This window comes from Streptomyces yerevanensis (assembly GCF_000716805.1).
Classification (GTDB): Bacteria; Actinomycetota; Actinomycetes; order Streptomycetales; family Streptomycetaceae; genus Streptomyces; species Streptomyces flaveus.
Genome location: NZ_JNWJ01000047.1, coordinates 14,100 through 36,365, shown reverse-complemented (window position 1 = coordinate 36,365; position 22,266 = coordinate 14,100). Strand labels below are relative to the sequence as shown.

The 22,266-nt window shown below is 69.7% G+C and carries 14 protein-coding genes; 7 read left to right on the top strand and 7 right to left on the bottom strand.

The window, feature by feature from the left end; translation table 11 throughout:
• Positions 1-66 precede the first annotated feature (66 nt).
• The 7 genes from OP79_RS36090 to cas6 all read left to right on the top strand — a co-directional run bounded on the left by OP79_RS36090 (position 67) and on the right by cas6 (position 8,294).
• On the top strand, positions 67-2,205 hold the full coding sequence (locus OP79_RS36090) for a TIGR03986 family type III CRISPR-associated RAMP protein (protein ID WP_033326359.1): 2,139 nt from the start codon (positions 67-69) through the stop codon (positions 2,203-2,205).
• The gene (locus OP79_RS36085; protein ID WP_033326357.1) at positions 2,202-3,680 is read left to right on the top strand and encodes a Cas10/Cmr2 second palm domain-containing protein; all 1,479 of its coding nucleotides are present in this window, start codon (positions 2,202-2,204) and stop codon (positions 3,678-3,680) included. The genes OP79_RS36090 and OP79_RS36085 overlap by 4 nt, the downstream gene beginning before the upstream one ends.
• On the top strand, positions 3,671-4,261 hold the full coding sequence (locus OP79_RS55505; RefSeq protein ID WP_051745177.1) for an RAMP superfamily CRISPR-associated protein: 591 nt from the start codon (positions 3,671-3,673) through the stop codon (positions 4,259-4,261). Before OP79_RS36085 ends, OP79_RS55505 begins: the two co-directional genes overlap by 10 nt.
• Complete coding sequence (locus OP79_RS36075; protein ID WP_033326355.1) at positions 4,254-5,615, top strand: type III-B CRISPR module-associated Cmr3 family protein; 1,362 nt, start codon at positions 4,254-4,256, stop codon at positions 5,613-5,615. The genes OP79_RS55505 and OP79_RS36075 overlap by 8 nt, the downstream gene beginning before the upstream one ends.
• The gene (locus tag OP79_RS36070; protein WP_033326353.1) at positions 5,612-7,039 is read left to right on the top strand and encodes an RAMP superfamily CRISPR-associated protein; all 1,428 of its coding nucleotides are present in this window, start codon (positions 5,612-5,614) and stop codon (positions 7,037-7,039) included. Before OP79_RS36075 ends, OP79_RS36070 begins: the two co-directional genes overlap by 4 nt.
• Positions 7,036-7,488 (top strand): hypothetical protein, encoded by a 453-nt coding sequence (locus OP79_RS36065; protein WP_033326351.1) that lies wholly within the window; start codon positions 7,036-7,038, stop codon positions 7,486-7,488. Before OP79_RS36070 ends, OP79_RS36065 begins: the two co-directional genes overlap by 4 nt.
• Before the next feature lie 65 nt (positions 7,489-7,553).
• Positions 7,554-8,294 carry a CRISPR system precrRNA processing endoribonuclease RAMP protein Cas6 gene (gene cas6, locus OP79_RS36060; RefSeq protein WP_051745176.1) on the top strand — a complete coding sequence of 247 codons (741 nt, stop codon included), beginning with the start codon at positions 7,554-7,556 and terminating at the stop codon, positions 8,292-8,294.
• A 526-nt stretch (positions 8,295-8,820) separates the two neighbouring features.
• Here cas6 and OP79_RS36055 read toward each other — a convergent pair.
• From OP79_RS36055 to OP79_RS36025, 7 genes are all read right to left on the bottom strand, one after another.
• Positions 8,821-10,293 (bottom strand): AAA family ATPase, encoded by a 1,473-nt coding sequence (locus OP79_RS36055; RefSeq protein WP_033326349.1) that lies wholly within the window; start codon positions 10,291-10,293, stop codon positions 8,821-8,823.
• Between the two features lie 804 nt (positions 10,294-11,097).
• Positions 11,098-11,934, bottom strand: a complete 837-nt coding sequence (locus OP79_RS36050) for an endonuclease/exonuclease/phosphatase family protein (RefSeq protein WP_033326348.1) — start codon at positions 11,932-11,934, stop codon at positions 11,098-11,100.
• Between the two features lie 72 nt (positions 11,935-12,006).
• Positions 12,007-13,533 carry a cellulose-binding domain-containing protein gene (locus OP79_RS36045; protein WP_033326346.1) on the bottom strand — a complete coding sequence of 509 codons (1,527 nt, stop codon included), beginning with the start codon at positions 13,531-13,533 and terminating at the stop codon, positions 12,007-12,009.
• Positions 13,534-13,805: 272 nt separating this feature from the next.
• Positions 13,806-15,128 carry a radical SAM protein gene (locus OP79_RS36040; protein WP_033326344.1) on the bottom strand — a complete coding sequence of 441 codons (1,323 nt, stop codon included), beginning with the start codon at positions 15,126-15,128 and terminating at the stop codon, positions 13,806-13,808.
• A 108-nt stretch (positions 15,129-15,236) separates the two neighbouring features.
• Positions 15,237-19,715 (bottom strand): galactose-binding domain-containing protein, encoded by a 4,479-nt coding sequence (locus tag OP79_RS36035; RefSeq protein WP_033326342.1) that lies wholly within the window; start codon positions 19,713-19,715, stop codon positions 15,237-15,239.
• 261 nt (positions 19,716-19,976) lie between these two features.
• Positions 19,977-21,062, bottom strand: a complete 1,086-nt coding sequence (locus OP79_RS36030) for a LacI family DNA-binding transcriptional regulator (RefSeq protein WP_051745175.1) — start codon at positions 21,060-21,062, stop codon at positions 19,977-19,979.
• A 61-nt stretch (positions 21,063-21,123) separates the two neighbouring features.
• A complete protein-coding gene (locus tag OP79_RS36025; protein WP_051745174.1) occupies positions 21,124-22,104 on the bottom strand; it encodes a hydroxyacid dehydrogenase in 981 nt (326 codons plus the stop codon).
• Between the last annotated feature and the right edge of the window lie 162 nt (positions 22,105-22,266).

Here is a 22,266-nt window from a genome sequence, read left to right as displayed (position 1 = left end):
CATTCGGGTACTTAATGTGCTTCACGTTTCCACGATGGATCACCATCGTCTCGGGGGAGGAATCGGGTGTCCGACGGCAAGGGCGCGGGGCGGGACACATTCGTCAATCCGTACACCTTCGTGTCCGTGCCGAAGGGGACGCCGGAGGAGGGTTGGCGGGCGGCGCCTCCGGGACACGGCATGCTCGATCCGCTTGCGGAGGGGCGCTGCTCGGGGGTTCTCGAGGTTGAGCTGACGGCCCGCAGTCCGCTGCTGCTGCGCCATGTGTACGACGATGACGACGGGGTCTTCCCCCGGCGGGTGGTGGCCGGTTTCGAGGAGCGGGTGCCGTATCTTCCGGGGTCGTCGCTGGCGGGTGCGGTGCGGTCGCTGCACGAGACGCTGGCGGGAGGGTGCCTGCGGATCTTCAACGGTGACTTCCGGCCCGGCTACCGGGACCAGGTGCGCAGCCGCCCACCGGCCTGGCGGCTGGCCCGGGTCGACGAGGTGGACGAGGACGGCAGGCCGACGCGGATGCAGCTGTGTCCGCAGGCTCCGGTGTGGGTGGAGTCCGCGGCGCTGCACCGTGCGCTGGGCGGGGCGGAGAATCTTCGGACCGGGGCGCGGGTGACGCTGCTGGGCCGGGGCGAGGAGGCCCTGGGGCGCCGGCAGTTGGAGGCGCCCGACCTGGTGCGCGAGGGCGGGGACTGGGTGGTGCTGGTCACCGACGCGCGAACTCGGCGGAAGGACCGCAGGAACCCTGGCGGCGGTGCGCGGCTGCGCGGGCGCTACTTCTGTGCCACCGGCGAGCTTGAGGACACCGTCCGTGCCGTGGAGTTCGGTGACGGGGTGTGGGAGAGCTTCCTGGACTCGGTCGACGACACCAACGACATGCGGGAGTTCCGCCAGGACCCGGCCCAGGGCGACTCCCAACCGCTCTGGAAGCCCGTACAACATCCCAAGGACAGCGGCCTTCTGGGCAGACGTATCGCCGCCCGGCGACGGCTGTATGCGGAGCAGGTCGTGTGGGTGCTGCCCGAGGTGACGGGCGGGGCGCTGGTGGTGAAGGACGTCGCGCTGGCGGTGGTGTGGCGGCACGCGGGAGGCGTGGACAAGGCCCGGCAGCGGGTTCCCGCGCATGCGCTGGCGTGCACCGATCCTCAATACCTGTGCCCGAGTTGCCGCGTCTTCGGGTCGGCCGACACGGAGACCGAGGGCGGGCGGGGGCGGGCGGAGCAGAACGCCTATCGCGGCCATGTCCGCTTCGGTGACGCCGTTCCGCGTGAGGCGTATGAGCCGCGGCAGGAATGGCTGCCGCCGATGAGTGCGCCGAAGCCGGGCGCCGGCCAGTTCTACCTGAACCGCGACCAGGGCTCCGAGGGCAGGACGTCCGTCGGTGAGAACGCCCGGCCGCTGCGTGAGTGGGGCTCGGAGGGCGACGGCAAGGGACGGCGGGGGCTGCGCGGCCGCAAGCAGTACTGGCTGACGGGGACGCCCGGCGATCGCCCGTACTTCCGGGCCGGCGCGGCGAAGCCGAGAGTGTTCCACGAGGACCTGTACGAGCCGGACAACAGGATGCTCGCCCAGGCCGAGTCCGTACCGGCGGGTGCGGTGTTCACCACGCGGGTGCACTTCGAGAACCTCACCGCCGCCGACCTCGGCGGGCTGCTGTGCGCGCTGGATCCCGCCCTGCTCCTCCACCCCTACGACGACGAGAACGCCGACGGCGGACGTGCCGAGTACGGCTGGGCCGTGGGCGGCGGACGCCCGCTCGGCTTCGGCACCGTGACCTCCCGGGTCACCGTCGCCGCCCTGGACGATGCGGTGAGCCGCTACCTCGGCGAGACGGCTCCGCCGCTCGGGGTGGCGGACGCTGTGGCTGCGTTCCGCCGCACAGCGTCCAGGGAGCTGAAGGACATCTGGAAGCGGCAGCTGACGAAGGTGCTGCGGCTGGACTGGGCCCCGCCGCACCAGGTGTGGTACCCGCCCGCGGGCCAACTGCCCGAGCCGGACCAGCCGTTGCATCCGCAGGCGCTGCTGCCGTCCTTCACGTTCTGGAAGGAGACGACGGGCGGCGCGTCCTGGACCTGGACGGAGAAGGGCGGCTGGAAGAAGGGTGCCGAGTTCTCCTACCGGCAGCTGCCCGCGTCCGCGGCCCCGAGCCCTGAGATAGAGGCCATCCCGCAGGAGAAGCAGGGCCCCGGGAACAAGGGGGAGCAACGGTGACCGACGCGTACGTATACGTCGACTTCGGCGCCGTACGGATCCAGCAGTATCTGACCCGCACTGCGGGGCTGCGCGGGCACCGGGCCGCGAGCAACCGACTGGCGCAGGCCACCGCCGACGCATCGATCGAGCGGGTGGTCGGACGCCTGGCGGAGGTCAACCCGGAGGCAGGCAAGGCGGACGGTGTGGTCGGCCTCCGCTTTCCCGCGCCCACCGGGGACGATGTGGGCGAGCGGGTCCGGCGGGTTCAGAACGGTGTCTTCGCGCACCTGCGGCGGGCGTTGCCCGGTGCGGAGTTCCACTCGGTATGGGGGCAGGGAGAGTCGTATCTCGCCGTCCACGCGCATGAGTTGCAGCCGAAACTGCGGCACGGGCGGGTGCGGCACGACCTGCCGCCGGTGGCGGAGTTCCCGCTGGCCGTGCCGTGCCGGATGTGCCACACCGATCCGGCGGCGGGCACCGAAGGTGTGCTGGACGGAGTGCTGGCGCTGTGTCTGGACTGCTCGATGCGCAATGTGTCCCGCCGCGAGGCGGTGGCGGATCCGCGCAGCCCCGAGGGGCGGCTGCTGGAAGAGATCGGCCTGAAGCCCGCGCCGGAGGACTTCGCCGGACTCGCCGCACTGGGCAGCGCGGCCTCGGGGCGCAACCATCTGGCGACCGTGGCCGTGGACGGCAACGCGTTCGGGGCGTTCTTCACGGCTCTGGCCGACGAGAGCAGCCGCGACTCGGAACTGCGGAAGTCGAAGGCCACGATCTCCGCGGCATTGTCGGCCGCCACCCGCGAGGCGCTGGCCCATGCCGCGCTGGAGCTGTCACTGGCGATGGACCTCGAACGGCTGTGTCTCGTGCCGCACGTGGTCGGCGGGGACGACGTGCTGGTGAGTCTCCCGGCCGATCAGGCATGGAAGTTCACGCTGACGTTCCTGGAGGAGTTCGGGAGCCGGGTGCACAAGGCGACGGCCGAGACACTGGGCAGGCTGAACCGGCTGCGCGCCGACCGGGGACTGTCCGAGCTTCAGCCGCCGACTGCCTCGGCCGGTGTCGTGATCGCCCACGCCTCCCATCCGCTGAACCTGCTGGTGGAGTCGGCGGGGCAGCGGCTGTCGGAGGCGAAGCGGGCGTTCGGCGGGCAGCGGGCGTCGGTGCAGTGGCTGGACTTCACCGCCGACGGCCCCGAGGCTCCCGCGCACCCGCCGCTGGCCCTGTCGGTACTGCGGACCGAGGGTGGCGGCGAGACCACCGCGAGCGAGGCACTGTCGCGGCTGGTGAGAGTACCGGCCAGCCACCGGGCCCGGCTCACGGAGGCACTGCGCGGCAGCGGCCTGCTCACGGCGGCGGCCCTCGCCGACCGGGTGGGCCATCTCGACGCCGTACGGCCCTTCCTTCCTCCCCTCGACCGGCTCGAGCAGCCGCCCACCTGCGGGGTCGGGCTGGGCGCGGCCCTCAATCTCGCCCGGTGGTGGCCATGCGCGTGACAATCACCTTCCACGGCCCGTTCCGGGTCGCCACCGGCAACGGCCGGCCCGGCATCGACGCGGTCGTCGACCGGGACAACCTGCTGCCCGCCTCCACCCTCAAGGGGCTGATGCGGGATTCCGCGGAGCGCCTCCTGCCGGGCCTGCCACGCCTGGTGGAGGCCGTCTTCGGCGGCCCGCACCACCCCACTCCATGGGGCTGGGAGGCGGCCCGTTTCCAGGACGGCGATCCCGAGGGGCAGCCCGTGGTGGCCGTACGGGCACGGGTGCGCCTGGACGAGGACGCGGGTGCCGCGCTACGCGACCACCTGCTGTACGGGGAGGAAGTGTGGGCGCACAGCGCCGAGTTCACGGTCAGCCAGCATGGGCCGCTGCCCGAGACCGGCGGCCCTCTTCTGGACCGGGACGGTCACCTGGCGGTCCTGGCGTGTGCCGCCGCCGGTGTGCACAGTCTGGGCGCGGAGCGACGTCGGGGCCTGGGCTGGGTCCAGTGCGCGCCCGCCGACCCTGTCGTCGACGAGACACTGCTCAGCCGCTTCACTGCGCTCGCCGACCAGTGGAGGAGCCACCCGCGTGCTTGACATCCAGGTGACCGCTCACCAGCCCCTCGCCCTCGGCGTCCATCCCGCCGGCACCGCACCGGTACCCACCCGCCTCCACGTCCCCGGCTCGGTAGTACGTGGGGCGCTGGCCGCCGCGTGGATCGCCGAGCACGGTCTGCCCACCAAGGTGCCTGCCGCCAAGCGCCGCGAGTTCCTCACCCTGTTCGAGGATGAGGTCTGCTACGGGCCGCTGTTCGCGACCGGCTCGCAGGTGGTGCCTTTGTCGGTGCTGCGCTGCAAGTACCGGAACTGCGCCACCGTCGTCGACGAGGCCTTCGTCGGCACCGGAGACGAGAACCAGGGCGAGCCGTCGTGCACGCACGGGCCGCTGGCGTCCGGGCGGGGCGAGGTCGAGTTCACCGGCGCCGCGTCGGGACCATACGTCACACAGAGCACTCATCTGCAGATCGACGACGCACGCCAAGTCGCGGAAGAGCGCCTGCTGTTCACCCGCCGCGCCCTGACCCACCGCGACGCCGAAGGTGCCGAACGCACCTTCCACGGCCGTATCGCCCTGGGCTCCCGGCTGTCCGACGAGTCAGCAGCGTGGCTGAGCCGCTCCCGACGGCTACGTCTGGGCGGGCGCCGCGGCACCTCCGGAGCCGTCACCTACACCCCCTCCCCCGCCGCAACCCTCGTCCCGCCCACGACAGGGCACCGGATCGCACTGCGTCTGATCGCACCCGCGATCCTCACCGATCCCTCAGGGCTGCCCCTCGACCTCGCCGACCCCCAGGCTCTGCGCGCCGCGCTCGACGCGGAACTCTCCTCACTGCTCGGCGGCGCACACGTCACCGACGTGGAACGGGTGTGGGCGCGGCGGGAACGGGTCGGCGGCTGGCACGCCGCCTCCCGGCTGCCCAAACCGGTCGAACTGGCCGTCAGCGCCGGCTCCGTCCTCCTCCTCGGCTTCAACCGGCCACCCGCTCCCGATGGGCTGCTCGCCCTGGCGGGGCGTGGCATCGGACTACGTCGCAACGAGGGCTTCGGCGCTCTGGAGACCGCCACCACCGCCTGGGAACAGGTTCCCGGGCCGGAACCCGTCGCCACGGGTCAGGACCGGGCGCCGGACCCGGCCGAGGCGTACGCGCGCATGATCCTGGACACCGGGCACGGCGCGTGGTTCGCCGACAACCTGCGCTCCCACATCCAGGGGCCCACCGCGCAGCGGATCGGGCTGCTGGAACGTCCCCGGATGCGGAGGCTGACCCCGGACCAGCGGCGTGCCCTCACCCGCATGCTGCTGGACGCTCCCGCCGATGTCCTCGACCGCACCCTGGGCATCCTCAGCGCCCTCAACCGGCTGATGGAGAGGCAGACCCCGAGGTCATGAGCATCGTCCACATCCTCCAGGCCGAGCTGGAACTCACCGGACCCGGCGCGGTCACCGCCCCCGAGGCCCACACCGTCGCCTCCGTCCTGCGTCCCGACCTGCCGCTGGCCCGCGACGGCTGGGGCAACCCGTACCTGCCCGGCACCTCCCTGACCGGGTCGCTACGGCACCAGACCCCGCCGGACCGGCGGCGGGCCCTCTTCGGCGACGTCTTCAAGGACCCGGACAACACCTCCCGCAACGGCCGGGAGGAGACCACCGCGATCGCCTCCCCCGTCCGGGTCCTTGGCACCCGGCTCACCCTGCCCGACACACCTGTGACGCATCGCCGCCATACAGCCGTCGACCGGCACCGCGCCGCCGCCAAGGCCACCACCCTCCACGACCGCGAACTCCTCCCGCCCGGCACCGAACTGACCCTCTGGCTGCGCATCGACAGCGAAACCACCGTCTCCCCCTTGGTCGACGAGGTCCTCGAACTGCTCCGCGGCTGGCGGCCGCGTATCGGCGGCGGACGTACCACCGGCTACGGCCGCGCCGAACTCATCACCGTCCGCCACCGCGTCATCGACCTGTCCACCCCTGCCGGCCTGCACCACTGGCTCACCACCGGCGGCCCCGGCCTCGTCGACGACCAGGCCACCGTCGTCCACGACCGCGCGCAGCGGGCAGGCGGCGCCCCGGACGAGCCGTACGTGTTCGGCAGGGCCCTTCAGTTCCGTATCGCCGACGCCGTCCACATCGGCACCGGCACCTCCGCCGAGCGCTCCGGACGCCGAGGCGGTGTCGCCAAGATCCTGCGGGATCACGAGAACGTACCGGTCATCCCCGGCAGCACCTGGAAGGGCGTCCTGCGTGCCCGCGTCGAGTTCATCCTGCGGTCGGTCGGCATCGGCGACGTGTGCGCCTCCGTCGAGGACAACACCTCGGGCAGCTGCGGCACTTGCGTGGTCTGCGAGGCCTTCGGCTGGAGCGAACGCCCCGGCCGGGCGGCGAACGGCGCCGAGCCGTCGAAGACGGTCGGCGCCCGCGGACGGCTCCTGTTCGCCGACTCCCCCGTACGGGGAGGCGAGGTCCGGGTGCGCAACCACGTCGCCATCGACCGCGTCTTCGGCGGCGCCCGCGACGAGGCCCTCTACTCGGAAGAGACCGTCGAAGACGGCCACTTGACCCTGCACATCCGCCACGACAAAGCAGTACCCGACCTGATACGCGCCGCCCTGGTCCTCGCCCTGAAGGACCTGGCGGACGGAGCCATCGGCATCGGCGGCGGCACCACCCGCGGCTACGGCACTCTCACCGCACAACCCACAACAGCTGACTGGCTCACAGCCGAACGCACGTCGGCCATGGACACCCTGCGGGCCCACCACCGACCGACGAGCCCGGCGCCCGCCCAGGCCACCGAGGAGGCCCCGGCATGACGGCCAGCGTGCCCACCACCCAGCCCGAGCCCGAGCACACCGCACTGCCCACCGCCGCCCGCTTGGCCCGCCACGGCCGTCTCGACTGGACCGAGGCACGCTCCCTGCTGGCCGGCACCACATGCGCCTGGGCCGACTTGGACGGCTTCCACGTCACCGGCGCGGACCGGTTGCCCGCACACCCTCCCCCATCCACCCACCTGTGGGCCTGGGGCCAGAACCGCTGCCTGCGCCTGCGCATCGACGGCCCGTACGCCCTGACCGCCGCCCTCCACCCCGGCCAGGACGGCGGCGAACAGGTCCGCGTCCACATCCGCCCCGGCACGCCCTGGGCCGCGGACGACAAACAGGTCGGCCCCCTGCCGCCCGAGGCCCACGCCCTGGCCTTCGAACTCCTCGAACTACCCGGCCCCGCCCCCGCCACCTTCGTCCGCGCCACAGCCCACTGAACGCCACAGCACGCTGAACCAGGAGCCCCGCACATGCACACGCCCCGACACCGGCAGCTCCGCTGATGCCGACCCGCTGGACACTCGCACTCACCGCAGACCGCCCGGACGCCGAACAGCCCGTCACACCCGCCCAGTTGCACGGCCTCGCCGCTCTGCTGCTCGAGGGCACCGGCGCGGACCACCACGCCCAGCACAAGCCCTACACCGTCTCCCCACTCCTGGCGACGCCCTCACCCCAGAGCGGCAGGCCAGGCGCCCTCCTCCGCCTCGGCTGGCTGCCGGACACACCCCGCCCGGACCTCACGCGCCTGACCGGCCGAACAGTCCGGCTCGGCTCCCAGCACTTCACCGTGACCACCGCCCACGAGGAGTTCACCCCGTACGCGGCCCTGTCCCAACTACCCCCCGCTTCCCGCGCGATCATCCAATTCCGCTCCGCTACCTACTTCTCCCGCAACGGCCGCTGGCACCCGCTCCCGGACCCCGTACTGCTGTACGGAGGCCTCATCCGACGCTGGAACCTCTTCGCCCCCGAAACCGCGCGCCTGACAGACGTGGAAGGGAAAGAACTCCTGGGAGCGGTGGCCCTCTCGGCCCACGAGATCTCCTCGCTCCCCGTGGACCTCGGCTCCGGCACCCGCATCGGCTTCACCGGAACCGCCGCCTTCCGACTCCTCGGCCGCTACGAACCACACGAACGCGTCCCTCAACTCTTCCCCGCCCTCTCCCTGTTCGCCATAACAGCTGGGGCGGGGGCCCAGACAACCCATGGTCTGGGCTCAGTTGAGGTCGACCTCGAATGACGATCACCGCAGGGCACCACGGGCGCGCCCGTTCCTCCTTGACCGGCATCCCGGTGGCCTGGGCGTCACCGGCTACGACCGGATAGGCCAGCAACGGCGATTCCCGCGCGGCTCATTCCAGCAGGTCATAGCCGTGATCCATCGATATGTGACTCGCGTCACCACCCAAGGGGCGCCCTTGCGGCCGTTCCTGCGCAACGGGCATCATCATCGCGGGTCAGACGGCTCGGAATCGTCGAAGGGTTTCCCAAAGAACGCCCGCCTGAAGGGCATAGAAACGTTCCAGAACGTCGTCTGTATCTCGTAGCCGTCGTACGTTTCCAGAGAACGCCCACCTGAAGGGCATAGAAACCAGCCGTTATGCGGCCACGGGTAGGGATCGGAACTGGTTTCCAAAGAACGCCCGCTTAAAGGGCATAGAAATGGCATCATCCGGCGACAATTGGCGCCGGAATAGCGATCGGCGCACAGGTTCACGCCCCTGGGCGTCCAGGATTTCTGGAACCTTCGCGTTTTACGCTGGCCGTCACGCCATGCCGTACAGCGCCTCCAGGCCGACCAGTTGGACATCGGGGCCAGCCTGTGCGGCCGCGTACGCCTTGTCGTTGAAGCCCGCGCCGCTGAGGCACATGAGTCGGGTGCCGGTGGTGTCGTAACGTCCGGACTGGGCGATGAGGTCTCGGATGTGCTGGAGGCGCTCGATGTGGGCGATGCCCATCGTGTCGTTCCACTTGGCCTCGCCGATGGCAAGGAGCGGTGGCCTGGAGCCGTCGGCGATGCCGATGACCGCCACATCCACTTCGTGGCCGACACGGGCTTTGGGATCGTGCACCACGCCGTGTCCGACCCGCGCGGGCAGACCGCCGAACAGCTCCGGGTCGGCGTGGTGCAGTGCCCAGTCGCGGCAGACCTGTTCGAAGTGAGGGCCGAGGACGTTGCTGGTGAAGCGGCGTCGGCTGGCCTGCCAGACCCGGGCCGCGCTGCCGGGGCGTTCCAACTGGTCCCAGACCGGCCGCATGATGGCGTGGTAGAAGCCGATCAGCGGTTCGGCGATGCGGTAGGTGGGACGGTTGGCGCGGAAGGCGTCGGCATCCCGGTGCAGCAGGCCGGCGTCCTCAAGGACGTTGATGGGGTGCGCGATGTCCGTGGCCTTGCGCTCCAGGTACCCGGCCATGCCCCCGCGGGTGGCATTGCCGTCGGCGACCGCCGCCAGCACGGACAGGTACAGGGCGGTGTCCCGCAGGTCGGGCTCTTCCGCGAGCAGATACCGGGCTTCCCGGAACAGCGGGGTCTCTGGGTTGAGGACGGTGCGGACGACCCAGTCGTCGAAGTCGTCGGCTCCGTCCGGGGTGTCGCCGCGGGCGAATTCCCGTCGATACGCAGGGGTACCGCCCACGATGGCGTTGACCTGCAGGGCCAGGCGCGGGTCAGTGATGTTCCAGAACTCGGCGGCCAGGCGGTGGTCAAGAGGGCGGACGACCAACTCCAGCCCTGCCCGGCCTCGCAGGGGAGCGTTGCCGGACAGCAGCCTCCCCATGAACGACAGCGCCGAGCCGCACAGCAGCAGCCGGGTACGGGATCCGCTGCGCTGGTCGCGCAGGGTTCGCAGCGCCTCCTGGATGATCGACGGGAGCTCTGGATTCGCCTTGGCGAGGTACGGGAACTCGTCGATCACGACGGGCACGGGCCGCTCCGTACCCAGCGCGAGGAGCGCGTCGACGGCCTCGGCCCAGTCGGAGAAGTGGTACGGACTGGCAGGGCGCACATGCGCGGTGAGCGCGGCACTCATTCGCCGCAGGGACTCGGCATCGGTGGCCTCGGTCGCCCCGAAGTAGAACCCGCCTGCGGCACGGCAGGCCGCATCGAGCAGGAAGGTCTTGCCCTGTCGGCGCCGTCCGGAGACCACCCCGAGCGTCGCGCCAGGCTGTTCATCCTCGATGAACCGCGTCAGCGCCGACCATTCGTAGTCGCGGTCGAACATCTCGACGGGCTTGTCCATGCCTCTCCGACCCACACCTCTCCGACGTGCAGAACATAGAACTACACCTCTATAAACTGTACCCCTACATCAGGCTCAGCCGCGCAGCGCGACCGCGAAGCTCCGTCCGTACGCATGGCGGGTGTCGAAGTCCAGCCGGGTTCCGGGGAACAGGGGCGGACACCCCGGCCGCCCGGACCGCCCCACCAAGCCTGGGGCTCTCCTCGGGTTCCGGGGCCGATACCTCGTGCAGGTCCGTACTCGAGCGGCTGAGCCCCGACCTTGACCGGCACCCCCGGCGATCTGGGCGTCACCGGCCTACGGGCCGGACAGGCCAGGATCGGCGATTCCCGCGCGGCTCGTTCCAGCAGGTCACGGCCGTGATCCATCGAGATGTGACTCACGTCACCACCCAAGGGGTGCCCTTGCGGCCGTTCCTGCGCAACGGGCATCATCGTCGCGGGCCAGACGGCTCGGAGTCATCGAAGGGTTTCCAGAGAACGCCCGCCTGAAGGGCATAGAAACTCTGTGCCGTGCTCCTTCAGGAGCTTCTTGACCTGGTTTCCAGAGAACGCCCGCCTGAAGGGCATAGAAACGGAAATGCGAGCGTCTGGTCCATGATGCGCTCCGCGAGGGTTTCCAAAGAACGCCCGCCTAAAGGGCATAGAAACCCCGTGTCCTTGTCGACACAGTAGACATAGCCACTTCCGAAAGAACGCCCGACCAAAGGGCTTCGTGTGCAACCCGTTTGCAAGAGGCGACGGAATAGCGATCCGCGTGCAGGCTCGCGCCCTGGGCATCCAGGATTTCTGGACCCCACGCGTTTTACGCCGCGGGCCCGGGAAGCGTCACCTCGACCCTGAGCCCCGCGTGGTCGGACAGGAACGTGCTGCGCCCGTCCGCCAGTTGGACCCGGTCCGTGAACAACAGCGAGGTCGCGGTCACCGGAGGACGTTCGGGATCGCCCGCGACCAGCACGTAGTCGATGCGGTGCGCCCGCTTGCCGCTGGGCAGGAGTTCGGGGTGGTAGGTCGGCCGGTCATCCCCGGCGAACGCGTCCCGCCATGTGTCTCCGTCCACCACCAACGGGTAGAGCGGACTGTCGCTGGAGACGTTGAAGTCGCCGCTGGCGACCGCGAGTTCCGTATCGGGTCGACGGGCCCGCCGGAGTGTTCGGTGGAACATCTGCAGTTGTGTTCGCTGGAAGGCCTGGTGCCGGTTGCCGGCGGTCCAGTCACCGTCCCTGTTGGCGCTCAGATGGACGTTCCCGAGGACGGTCCGACGTCCCGTCAGTTCGAAGGTCAGCACTCCCTGGAGGCTGCTTCCGATCGCCACGGCGCTCCGGAAGAGCACTCCGCCCGCCCGAGGGCGTGCGCCGCGGAACGACACGTACGACACCGACCGGACAGGCAGCCGCGAGAACGACACCAGTCCCCCGGCCGGCTGACTGGCCACGCCGCCCCTGACGGCGACGAACGGGTACGACCGCAACCGGCTGCGCAGCACCCGAAGCAGACCAGGAGTCCAGACCTCCTGGAAGTTCACGATGCCGGCGTCCGAAGCTTCGAGCACCGAGCAGAACTCGACCGCCCGCTCCTTCACCGACGGCAGCGAGGACGACAGCCCGCAGCACACATTGAGCGATATCACTCCGGTCGTCACTGGGCCTCCGTTCCTTCCTCGCCCAGGGTGCGCCTCACGTCCAGGCCCGGGGCTCGCCCCGAAGCGAGCCCCTCAGCTCGCCTCCGTACAGCCGTGCCCGTTCAGCGTGACGTCGTACGGCGCCGAGTTCTCGCCCTCCCACGAGGCGAGGAAGCCGACCGCGAGCTTGCCGCCGGCGGGTACGGACTTGTTGTAGTCGGCGGCGGTGGCGGTCACCCGGGAGCCGTCCTGGTCGACGGTGCCGTCCCACATCTGGGTGATGCGCTGGCCGTCGCGGAACTTCCAGCCGACGCGCCAGCCGTCGAGGGCCTTGGTGGAGGTGACGGTGACGGTGGCCTGGAAGCCGTCCGGCCACTGGTTGACCAGGTCGTAACTGGCCTTGCAGTAGGCGGGCTTCGTGGGCTCGGAGTCAGATTCGGGTTCGTCGGAGGCCGTCGCCTCGCCCTGGGGCTTCTTGCCCGGCTGCTTGTCCCCGTCCCCGTCCCCGTCCTCGTCGGCGTCCGAGCCCGACCCGGGGTCGGAGGGGTCGGATTCCGAGGGCTTCGGAGCGGGGGACGTGGTGGCGGACGGCAGGAGGTCCGCCGGGGGCACCTGGCCCCCCACCGGCTGACGGTCCGACGTCGGCCCGTCCTGTGCGACGGGGTCGCTGTCGGAGTCGAAGGCGCCCAGCGAGACCACGAGCGCGAGCAGGGACACGATGACGGCCGCGACCAGCAGCCCGGCGCGCCCGATCCTGGCCTTGGCCGCCTCCTCTGGTTCCGGCGCCGTCACCTCGTCCAGGTCCGTACTCGACGACCGGCTGAGCCCCGACTCCACGGCCCTGCGCCGCCGTTCCAGATACGCGCGCCCGCCCCAGCCGAGCACGCCGGCCGCGAGGGCCGCGGGCAGCCCGGCGCCGCCGCCGAGCCGCAGACAGGCGGCGGCCTCCGCGCACTGGACGCAGCGCGCGAGGTGGCGGGAGAGGTCGGCGGGGGCGTCGGCGACGGGCGAGCGGGTGACCGCGTCGAGGAGCCGGGCATAGCTGCGGCACTCCGCTTCGAGCGGGGTGTCGAGGTGGTTGCGGTGGCAGCGGTCGCGGAACACGCCTCGCACCTGGGCGAGTTCCTCGGCGGCACCCTCCGGATCGAGGCCGAGTTTTCTGGCCACGGCGGGCAGCGGTATCGCCTCGACCTCGGCCAGCCAGAGCAGCGCCGCGTCCGCTTCCTGCATGTCCCTGAGCGCGCGGAGCGCGAGCGGACGTTGCAGTGGCGGTCCCGAATAACGCTCCGCCTTCTCGGAGTTGAGCCACAGCCGCAGGTCGGGGTCGAGGCGGTCTCCCTGGCCCTTCGATTCCCAGCCTGCGGCCGTCTGGCGTACGGAGGTCAGTAACAGCGGTATTCGGGGCAGCCGGGGCGTCCGCAACCGGCGCCCGAAGCTCTTGCCGCCACTGTCCTCGGTGGCGCGCACCTCACGTATCCCATGGGAGAACGCCTCGGAGGCCAGCTGTCGGGCACCGGCGGAACCGGCGGTGCACAGATCGGCGTACGACAGCACCGCGTCCCAGCATTCCGAGAACAGCGCGGCTTCGGCGGCGTCTTGAGGGGTCGGCAGGTCAGGCATGAGCGGGACTTCACCTGCATCCGGAAAAGGGGGAGTCAACTCACCAGGGCAATACGACAGTTGAGCGGGGACAACTCAACGGGGAGCAGAGTTTTCCACGCTTCCCACACAACTGACAAGCGTCACATGCATATGCGCTTAGCTCTGGTACCTCACGAGCCCCATCCCCCTCAGCCCCAATCTCGTCCCCACCAGCACAAACAGGACCCCCGAACCAGCCCGCACAGGCCCCCAGACAGGACCCGCAGCGCGCCCCTCAGACCGCGCGCCCCTCAGACCGCCCGTGCCTCCTCGTTCGCCGGCAGACTGTCCATGAACGAGCTCACCGAGAAGACCGCGTTCCCCGGCCCGGGCGGACCGTATCCGGGCGGCGAGGAGAGCCCGAAGTCCTCCATGGTCGAGCGGTACGCCTCCAGCAGCCGGATGTGGTACTCCAGCGGAGCGCCCTGCGGATTGGCCTTGCCGAGCGGCGTCGTCACCTCGGGGCACCACGTGGTGAACCGGGGCGTGATGCCGTGCGACATGAAGAACCGCAGGCCCTCGGTCGTCGACTCGATCGCCTCGTCGACCGTCGTGAAGCCGAAGGGTTCGGCCATCTCGACGCCGGCGACGAAGTTGGGGATGACGTTGCGCGCGCCGAAGATCTCCGCCGAGTCGAGGATGCGCTTGTGCCACTCGTCGCGGCCGACGTAGCGCTCCTTGCCGGGGCAGTACAGCTCGAAGAGACGGCGGTCCCACACCTCGTAGTTGGGGTGGTAGATCTGCACGCCGTAGTCCTTGAAGCGCTGTACGTCGTCACGCGGCAGCGCCTGCGCGACGACCTTGCCGATCCACCGCCCCGGGAAGCGCTCCTCGATGGCCTTGGCGTAGTGCCCGTAGAAGTCGGCCTCGTCGCGCCCGGCGACCTTCGAGGTGATGGCGCCGCCGGTGAGGGTGTACGCGGTGGACACCTTCGCCGTGTCGTACCGGTCGATGATCTCCAGCGCCTCGAGGACCTCCTCGACGTCCTTCACACCCGTGTACGGGCGGCCCGCCGCCTTGTGCTGGCGCCAGTTGTGGTTGATGTCGCAGTACTGGCACTCCTCCTTGGCACCGAAGTACTGGCAGACCCGGAAGACGGTCAGGTAGATGAGATACCCCCACTGGATCGTCGGGGCCACCTCCATCACGGACTTCCCGTTGGCGAGGGTGTGCCGGTAGTACTCCGGCATCGGCGGCACCCCGACGTCCGAGATCCGCTTCCCGTCGAGATAGAGCCCGAGCATGCCGTCCTCGTCGGAGGCCACCCGGTAGGGCGAGGACGGATTGACGCGTACGGAGACGACGGTCCGCCGCAGGTCGTACGGGCCTCCGGTGAGGATGATCTCCTCGGGCGGGCGCCGGAGAGCCGCCTCTCCCAGCTCGGGCAGGGTCCCGTGGTCGAAGGAGAAGATGAAGTACGACTTCGGCTTGACGTCACCGCCCTCGTTGTCGCTGAGCGCCGAGTCGTCGAAGGCCACTCCCCCACGCAGCAGGTCCTCCTTGAAGACGGCCTCCCGCGGCACATGCGGGAACCGCTCCATCAGATCCTCGACCAGTGCGGTACGGCTGCCCATCCCGACCTCCTCGCTCCCGTGCACTTCTGGCTCCCGTGCTCGAACTCTCACGGTATGCCTCTGCTTGCGGAGCTGCGGGGCCGGGGCCCCTCGCGGGGCCCACGGCTCTCACTCCTCATCCGGCAGCTGGTACCAGAACTCCACCTCCGCGATGTTGCAGCGGCCATTGTGGCCGTCGTACACGCGAATCCGCTGGTACGAGGCACGCTCAGGCAGCTTGAACTCGTACCACTCGGCAGCGTTGACCCCGCTGACCGTGTGGAAGTCCGTCCAAGTGCCCCCGTCGTCATTCGAGCCCCGGAAAACCGTCCCATTGGCGCGGCTCAGCTGCCCGACACGCGGATACAGCCGGACACGGTCCACGGTGATCGGCCCGGAGGCTCCCGCATCGATGTCGATCCAGCTCTCCGCGGCGAGCGTGTCGGTATACGTCGCCGTGTCACCGTCGAAGGCCCGCCACCCGTTCGACGCCGTCGTCCCCGTGCCCGGCCACGCGACGGTCGACGCCTGCACCATCGACGGCGTGACCTCGAACTTCCGCAGCAGCGTCTCGATGGAGACGAGAAGCTCGTAAGCCGCGTACACCTGGTCGATACGGGTGTCCTCGTCCTCCCCCGCCCCCTTCTCGATGCGATCGAGTTCGGCGACAAAGGCCGCGTACGACTTCTTCGTCCACTCGGAGGCGTCCACCTTCCGGGCGCGGGCGATGACCTGGGCCAAGGTCTCGGCGGAGACGACCACGGGGTCGGTCGTCTCACGCGTGCCACCACCGACGAGTTGGGCGGCAACCTTGTAGTAGCGCCTCCCGTGGCGCAGCCCCTCGTCCTTGTACGTGTACGAGCGGGTGCCCTTCTCCAGCACCTCCCACTGCGTACCGTCCGTCGAGCGGGACAACGTGAACGCCACCGCGTCCTCTGGCTTGTTCCAGCGAACAACCGCGGTATCGGCATCCCGCTCGACCGAGACGACAACCGCGCCGGCCGCGAGCACATCGACCGCGACCTTCGTGAACGTGGCGTCCCCGGTGGCCGCCACGCCCGCATGGACGGCGTACGGGAAAGGCGTGAACAGCGAGCCGACCGTCAGCCACACCGAACCGTCGGCCGACACCTGGGCGAGCACGCGGTGTGTCGCGAAGTCCCGGACCAGCCGGAGCCAGGGGGTGGCGGCGAGGGTCTGGCCCTCGGGCTTTCGGGTGATGGGCGAGCGCAGGTCGTCCTGCCAGTCGTGGCGGCTGTCGCGGGTGCGGTTGTGGAAGACGAGGTTGCCGTCCGCGTCGGCGCCGAAGTAGACGTGGCGGGTGTCGGGGTCGAGCTTGTCGCGGAGCATCAGCCCGGTCAGCGGACCTCGGGCGGTGTCGAGGCGAGCGGTCAGCGTGAAGCTGCCGGGCAACGGGCGGCTGACGAAGTGGAGTTCGTCCTCGATGGTGCGCTTCAGGAGCTGGTAGTCGTCGCCCTCGCCGAGCCCGTCGCCCTTGGCGCCCAGCACGCGCACGGTCGATCCGCGTACGGCCGCGCCGCCCGAGCGGGCGGTGCCCAGGGCGTCGTCGCGCCAGCCGGACCTCGCGAGACCCGGCGAGACGGAGGCGGGGAGCTTGGCGCGGATCGTATGTGAACTCGCCCCGGAACCAACCCCGTTGACGGCCGTGACCGTGTAGTAGTACGTCTCGCCGGTACGCACCTTCGGGTCCGTGAAGTGTCTGCCCGTCACCTTCTCGGCGATCAGGGCGTACGGTCCGGGCCGGCGCGTGGCCCGCCTGACCTCGTAATGAGTGGCACCGGCCGTGGTCTGCCAGGTGACGGTGACCGCGCCGTCGCCCGGCAGGGTGTGCACGAAGTCGACGTGGGCGGGCGGCAGTTGGGGAATGTCGGCCGACGACAGCTTCAGCACCACACCGGTCTTCGCCGGTACGGTCACCCTGCCGCCCCGTATCGCCAGCTCCTTGCCGCTGACCAGGTCGAGGACCGTGGAGCCCGAGTGGCCCGCCGGGATCTTCACGTCGTACGCGCGCTCGTTGCCGTACACCTTGCGCGTCGTGTTGAAGACGAAGCAGTAGCGGCCGTAGCGGGCGGTCAGCAGGTCCGGGTAGCCCGAGTAGGCATGGTCGGCCTCGAAGTTCTCGCGACGGACCGTGCCGACGCCGGGCTGGTAGGTGATGGGGGCGATCTCACCGGCGAGGGCCTGGGGCGCCCCGCCGTCCGCCGTCTGCTGGTCCTCCATGAAGTCGACGTCGATGTTGTCCATCCGGGCCCAGTAGTCCTCGTACTGGAAGAGCCCGTCGGAGCCCAGCTGCACGAGGTGATCGCGGTTGGCGTACCGGGCGTGCAGTCGGCCGTTGCGGGCGAACCCCCGCTGGCGTTCGTTGAGTTGGCCCCAAAGGTGCAGATCGCCGTCGCGCAGTGACACGAACATGCAGTCCACGTCGACCCAGGCGAAGCGCTCGTACTCGCTCTTCTTGACGGCGAGCGCGGCGAGTTCGGCGGCGGTGTAGCAGTCGAAGTCGGTGTGGGGGTGGACGATGCCGGTCGGCTCGTGTGCCTTGAGGTAGGCGTAGGTCTCGGCGAGCTTGAGGTCGTACTTGTTCTTGGCCTTCACCGAGGCGAAGGTGTTGAAGTACTGGTGGTCGGCGAGCTGTTGCTGGGCGAAGCCGACGGTCTCGCGGGCGTGGGCGCGGACCTGCTTCCACTCCTCGCCGGCGTAGCGGTCGGGGTGCTGGGCGATGTGGTGGGCCAGGGAGACGTAGTTGAGGATCTTGCCCTCGGAGATACGGAGCACATAGCCGGGGAATCCCGGGTAGTTGGTGTTGCGCTCGTCGATCACCATCTCCATGCGCATGGTGCGCTTGAGGTTGTCGTCGAGGTCCGTCATCCGGGCGTGGGAGCGGGCGTGCAGATTACGCAGCGCCAACTCCAGGATGTGGTCGTTGAGTTCCTCGTCGCCCTTGTGTCCCCATGTGCGGTGGAACCACTCGGGGAGGTAGTTGGTGGACTCGCCGTAGTTGGCGACGTAGCCGTTCTCGCGGGTGTGACCGGCCTCGGTGATGCCGGTGAAGTGCCTGCCGAGCGGAAGCCGTCGCACCACGTTTCCGTCCTTGTCGAGCTTGGACTTGGCGAGGCCCTTGATGACGTACTTGATGTAGTCGTCGGTCCAGCGGGCCGTGGTGTCGTGGTAGAAGAGCGAATGGAAGAGGTCCAGTTCCTGGCCGTCCGGGCCGACGAGCACCTCTTCACCGAGGAAGGGCAGCCAGCCGAGCGCCTCGCCCGCGATGCGATGGCTGCGCGCCTTGCCCTCGTAGAACTTGGAGCCGATGACGCGCAGCCCTTCATGGGCTTCCCAGGCACCCTCGTACGTGTACATCACCTGGTTGTAGATGTACGAGAGCCGGGAGCGCGCGTAGTCGAAGTTGGCTTTCAGCACCCGGCCCCAGGCGGCGCGGCGGGTCAGCGGCGAGCCATCGAAGTCGACGTCCTTGAGGGAGGTCTCGCCGTCGCTCGTGCCGGTGGTGAAGGGCTCGTCGAGGAACGCCTCGAAGGCCTCACGTCCGTAGACATCGTTGTCGGCGATCAGGTTCTCCACGACGTACAGGGCCTCGCCGAGCGCCCCGTAGTACCCGCCCCAGTCGCCCTGGTGGCCGCCGCGGGCAAGCAGCTTCGTGTTGCCGTAGTAGTCCTTGGTGTGGTTGTCGACGCATTTGAAGACGCGCAGCAGGGCGGCCTTCTTGTCGGCGGCGGACTTGGCCGGGCACCAGGCGGCCTGGGTCAAGGCGGTGGCGTAGAAGCGGAGTTCGTCCTGGTAACGGACGATGGAGAGGCGGGCCGTGGCCGAGGCGTCGATCCTCGCCGAGCAGTCGCTGAAGAGCTTCACCTGGCTCGCCACGTAGTCGTCGACCAGGGCCTGCTTCTGCTCCTCGGACAGGTCCGTGACGGTGTCCGTGGGCGGGGTGTAGTCGGCCTGCGGTTCGTCGCTCACGTCGAGATACGCGCTGGTGTGGGTGTAAGCCCGGTAGTAGCCACGGGAGTTGGCGGTGACCTTGGCGTTGAAGGCGTTGTCGTACGTCCGCAGGGTGATCTCGGCGGTCTCCTGCCCTCGGGTGTGCTCCAGGGGGAGCATCGTCGTGGCGTAGAAGAAGCGGCCGGGCAGGGGGCGGTTGGTGCCGGTGTTCAGGGCCTCGTAGTCGCCGGAGCGGCGGTAGCCGATCTGCTCACCGTTGATGTACGCGATCGTCTTGTACATCGAGGTGTCGCTGCCCCAGAACTTGACGGTGAGGTAGTTCTGGTGGACCGGGTCGACCTTCATGGTGAACCGGAGGTCGCCGGCCTTGATGTCGGCGGGGTCGAGGGGCCGCGCGACGCGGGCCTTGTCCCCCGCGTTGCCGTCCACGACTGCGGTGTTGTCGGTGGTGAGGTCGTGGACGGACTCGGAATCCGGGTCGCCGAAGTCGAGAAGGTCGAGGCGGCGAGCGCCCTCGGCTGCCGCCGCCTCGACGGCTGGGGCCTGGCCGACGGCCGCCGTGGACCAGCCACTCAGGGCGAGCACGCCGGTCCCGGCGGCGGCACCGGCCAGGACGGATCTTCTGGTGACGGGCATACGGATTCCTTACGGGGATGCGGTGAGCAAGGGAGAGCCACCGCTCGGGGCGCATCCGAGGGCCGCTATAGAAATCGGTCTCTATGGAAGCTAAGAGGGACCACAGGAAGTGGCAAGAGATCGTGCACGAAAAAGTGCCGCACGGCTCAACTTGGGCAGTTACGCACGATATTACGAACCAGTAGCGAACGGAATGGCAACCGTGATCTTAGAGACCGGTTGTCCAAGAGAGTCGAACTCAGGGGCTTGACCGAGGCGTGCTCAACGGCCGGGCCGACGGGTCGAGTCGCGCAGTACCACATGCGTGCCGAGCACCAGGTGCTGGCTGTCCGGGAGTTCGTCCCGGTGCAGCGCCAGCCGCACGGCGGCCCGGCCCAGCTCCTCCTGCGGAACGTTGACGGTGGTGAGCGAGGGAAAGACGTCCCTGGCCACAGGAATGTCGTCGTATCCCGCGACGGCGACATCCTCCGGAATACGCCGCCCACCCTCCCGCAGGGCCTGGATCACCCCGGCCGCAACCATGTCCGTGGCCGCAAAGACCGCCGTGAACTCCCGTCCAGCCGCGAGGAGTTGACGCGCCAGCTGATAGCCGACCGACCGCGAGAAAGCACCGTCCACGATCAGCTCAGGATCAGGCGTGAGACCGAGCAGTTCATGGGCCCGGGTGAAGCCGCTGAGCCGCTGGCCGCTGGTGGACAGGCCGGGCATCCGGCCCACGTACGCGATGCGCCGGTGCCCCGACGACAGCAGGTGCGTGGTCATGGCGAAGGCGCCGCCCTCGTTGTCGTACTCGACGACCGTGGCCGGTATGCCAGGGCCGAGCGGCGGCCTGCCGACCAGCACGAGCCGCGAACCCACCCGGTCCAGGGCGTGCGCGAAGTGCGTCATCCGGTCCTGGTACGCCTTGTCCTCCCAGGCGCCGCCGACCACGATCACGGCGTCGGCCCGCTGCTCACGCATGGTCTCGACGACCGTGAGCACCCGCTTCGGGTCGCCGTGCGTGGTGCACAGCATGCACAGCCGGCCCTCCTCGGAGGCCTGTTCCTCCACCCCGCGCGCGATATGGGCGTAGAAGGGCCCGGTCACATCGTCGACCACGAACGCGACCGTCTTGTTCGTCGAGCCGCCGAGCGCGCGGGCGTGCGCGTTGACCACGTAGTCCAGCTCGCGCATGGCCTTGAGCACCCGCGCGCGCGTGGCCGCGGCGACGGGGTAGGTGCCGCCGAGGACACGCGAGACCGTCGACGCGGAGACCCCCGCCCGTGCGGCGACGTCCCGGACCGTGGACGCGTCCCTGTTTGCCTCGGGCTCCGTCTTCTTGGCCACCGCTCGGCCCCCTCCCCGCATTGGTGCACGTCACCCTACGAGACGCGGCACGGGCGCCGACGACCACTCCTTGCGGCGATGATCATGCGACGCGTCCCAGCTCCGAGTGGTCGATACGGTGCGCGAGTCCGCGCCCGGCGAGCAGCCGCTCCACCTCTTCGACGACGGTGAGCCCGAGACGCGCCACCTCGTTGCCCTGCGAGCCGGCGAGATGCGGGGTGATGAACGCGTTCGGGAGGTCGAAGAGCGGTGAATCGACGGGCAGCGGCTCCGGGTCCGTGACGTCGAGGATCGCGCTGATCCGCTCGGTGCGCAGTTCGTCGATCAGCGCGTCGTGGTCGAGGAGCGCGCCGCGCGCGGTGTTGATGAGGACGGATCCGTCCGGCATCAGGGCGAGTTCGCGGCGACCGATCAGGTGGCGGGTCTCAGGTGTGTCCGGGGCGTGGACGGTGACGATGTCGCTGGACCGCAGCAGGTCGTCGAGCGGCAACAGGGGTACGCCGAGTGCGGCGGCCCCGTCCTCGTCGACGTACGGATCGGTGAGGCTCGGCCGCAGGTCGAAGGGGCGCAGCAACTCGATGAGGCGGCGGCCGATGCGGGAGGCGCCGATGACACCGACGCGTCGGCCGTAGTTGCCGATACCGGGAACGATCCCCCAGCCGGGGTGAGCCCGTTCGGCTCTGAGGCGCTCCCTGCTCGTGAAGAGGTCCTTGCCGGCGAGCAGGATCATGGCGAGCGTGTACTCGGCGACGGGCAGCGCGTTCGCGCCGGCGGCCGAGGAGACGGCGATCCCGCGCTCCCACACGGCGGGGGTGGTGAAGCCCTTCACCGAGCCCGCGGCGTGCAGGATCGCCCGCAGCTTCGGCGCCGCGTCGAGCACCGCCTTGTCGATACAGGGGCAGCCCCAGCCGGTGACGAGGACCTCGGTCCTGGCGAGCACGTCCCGTACGCGCGGGTCGGCGAAGCTGTTCTCGACCACCAGAGTGGGATCGATTTCTACGGCCTCACGCAGACGGGCCAGCACCTCCGACGGAAAGACCTGCGACAGGTTCTCGGCGCTCATCGCGAACAGCGCGACGGGACACTCACGTTGGGGTGAGGAGCTCCCCGGTGAATGCTCGGGCAACGAACTGGCCTCCAGCTCGGTGAGGTGGGTATGGCGAACGGTCTATGACAACCGGTCTCTACGGTATGGGTCTGCGAGCGAGGGGGTCAATGGACATGA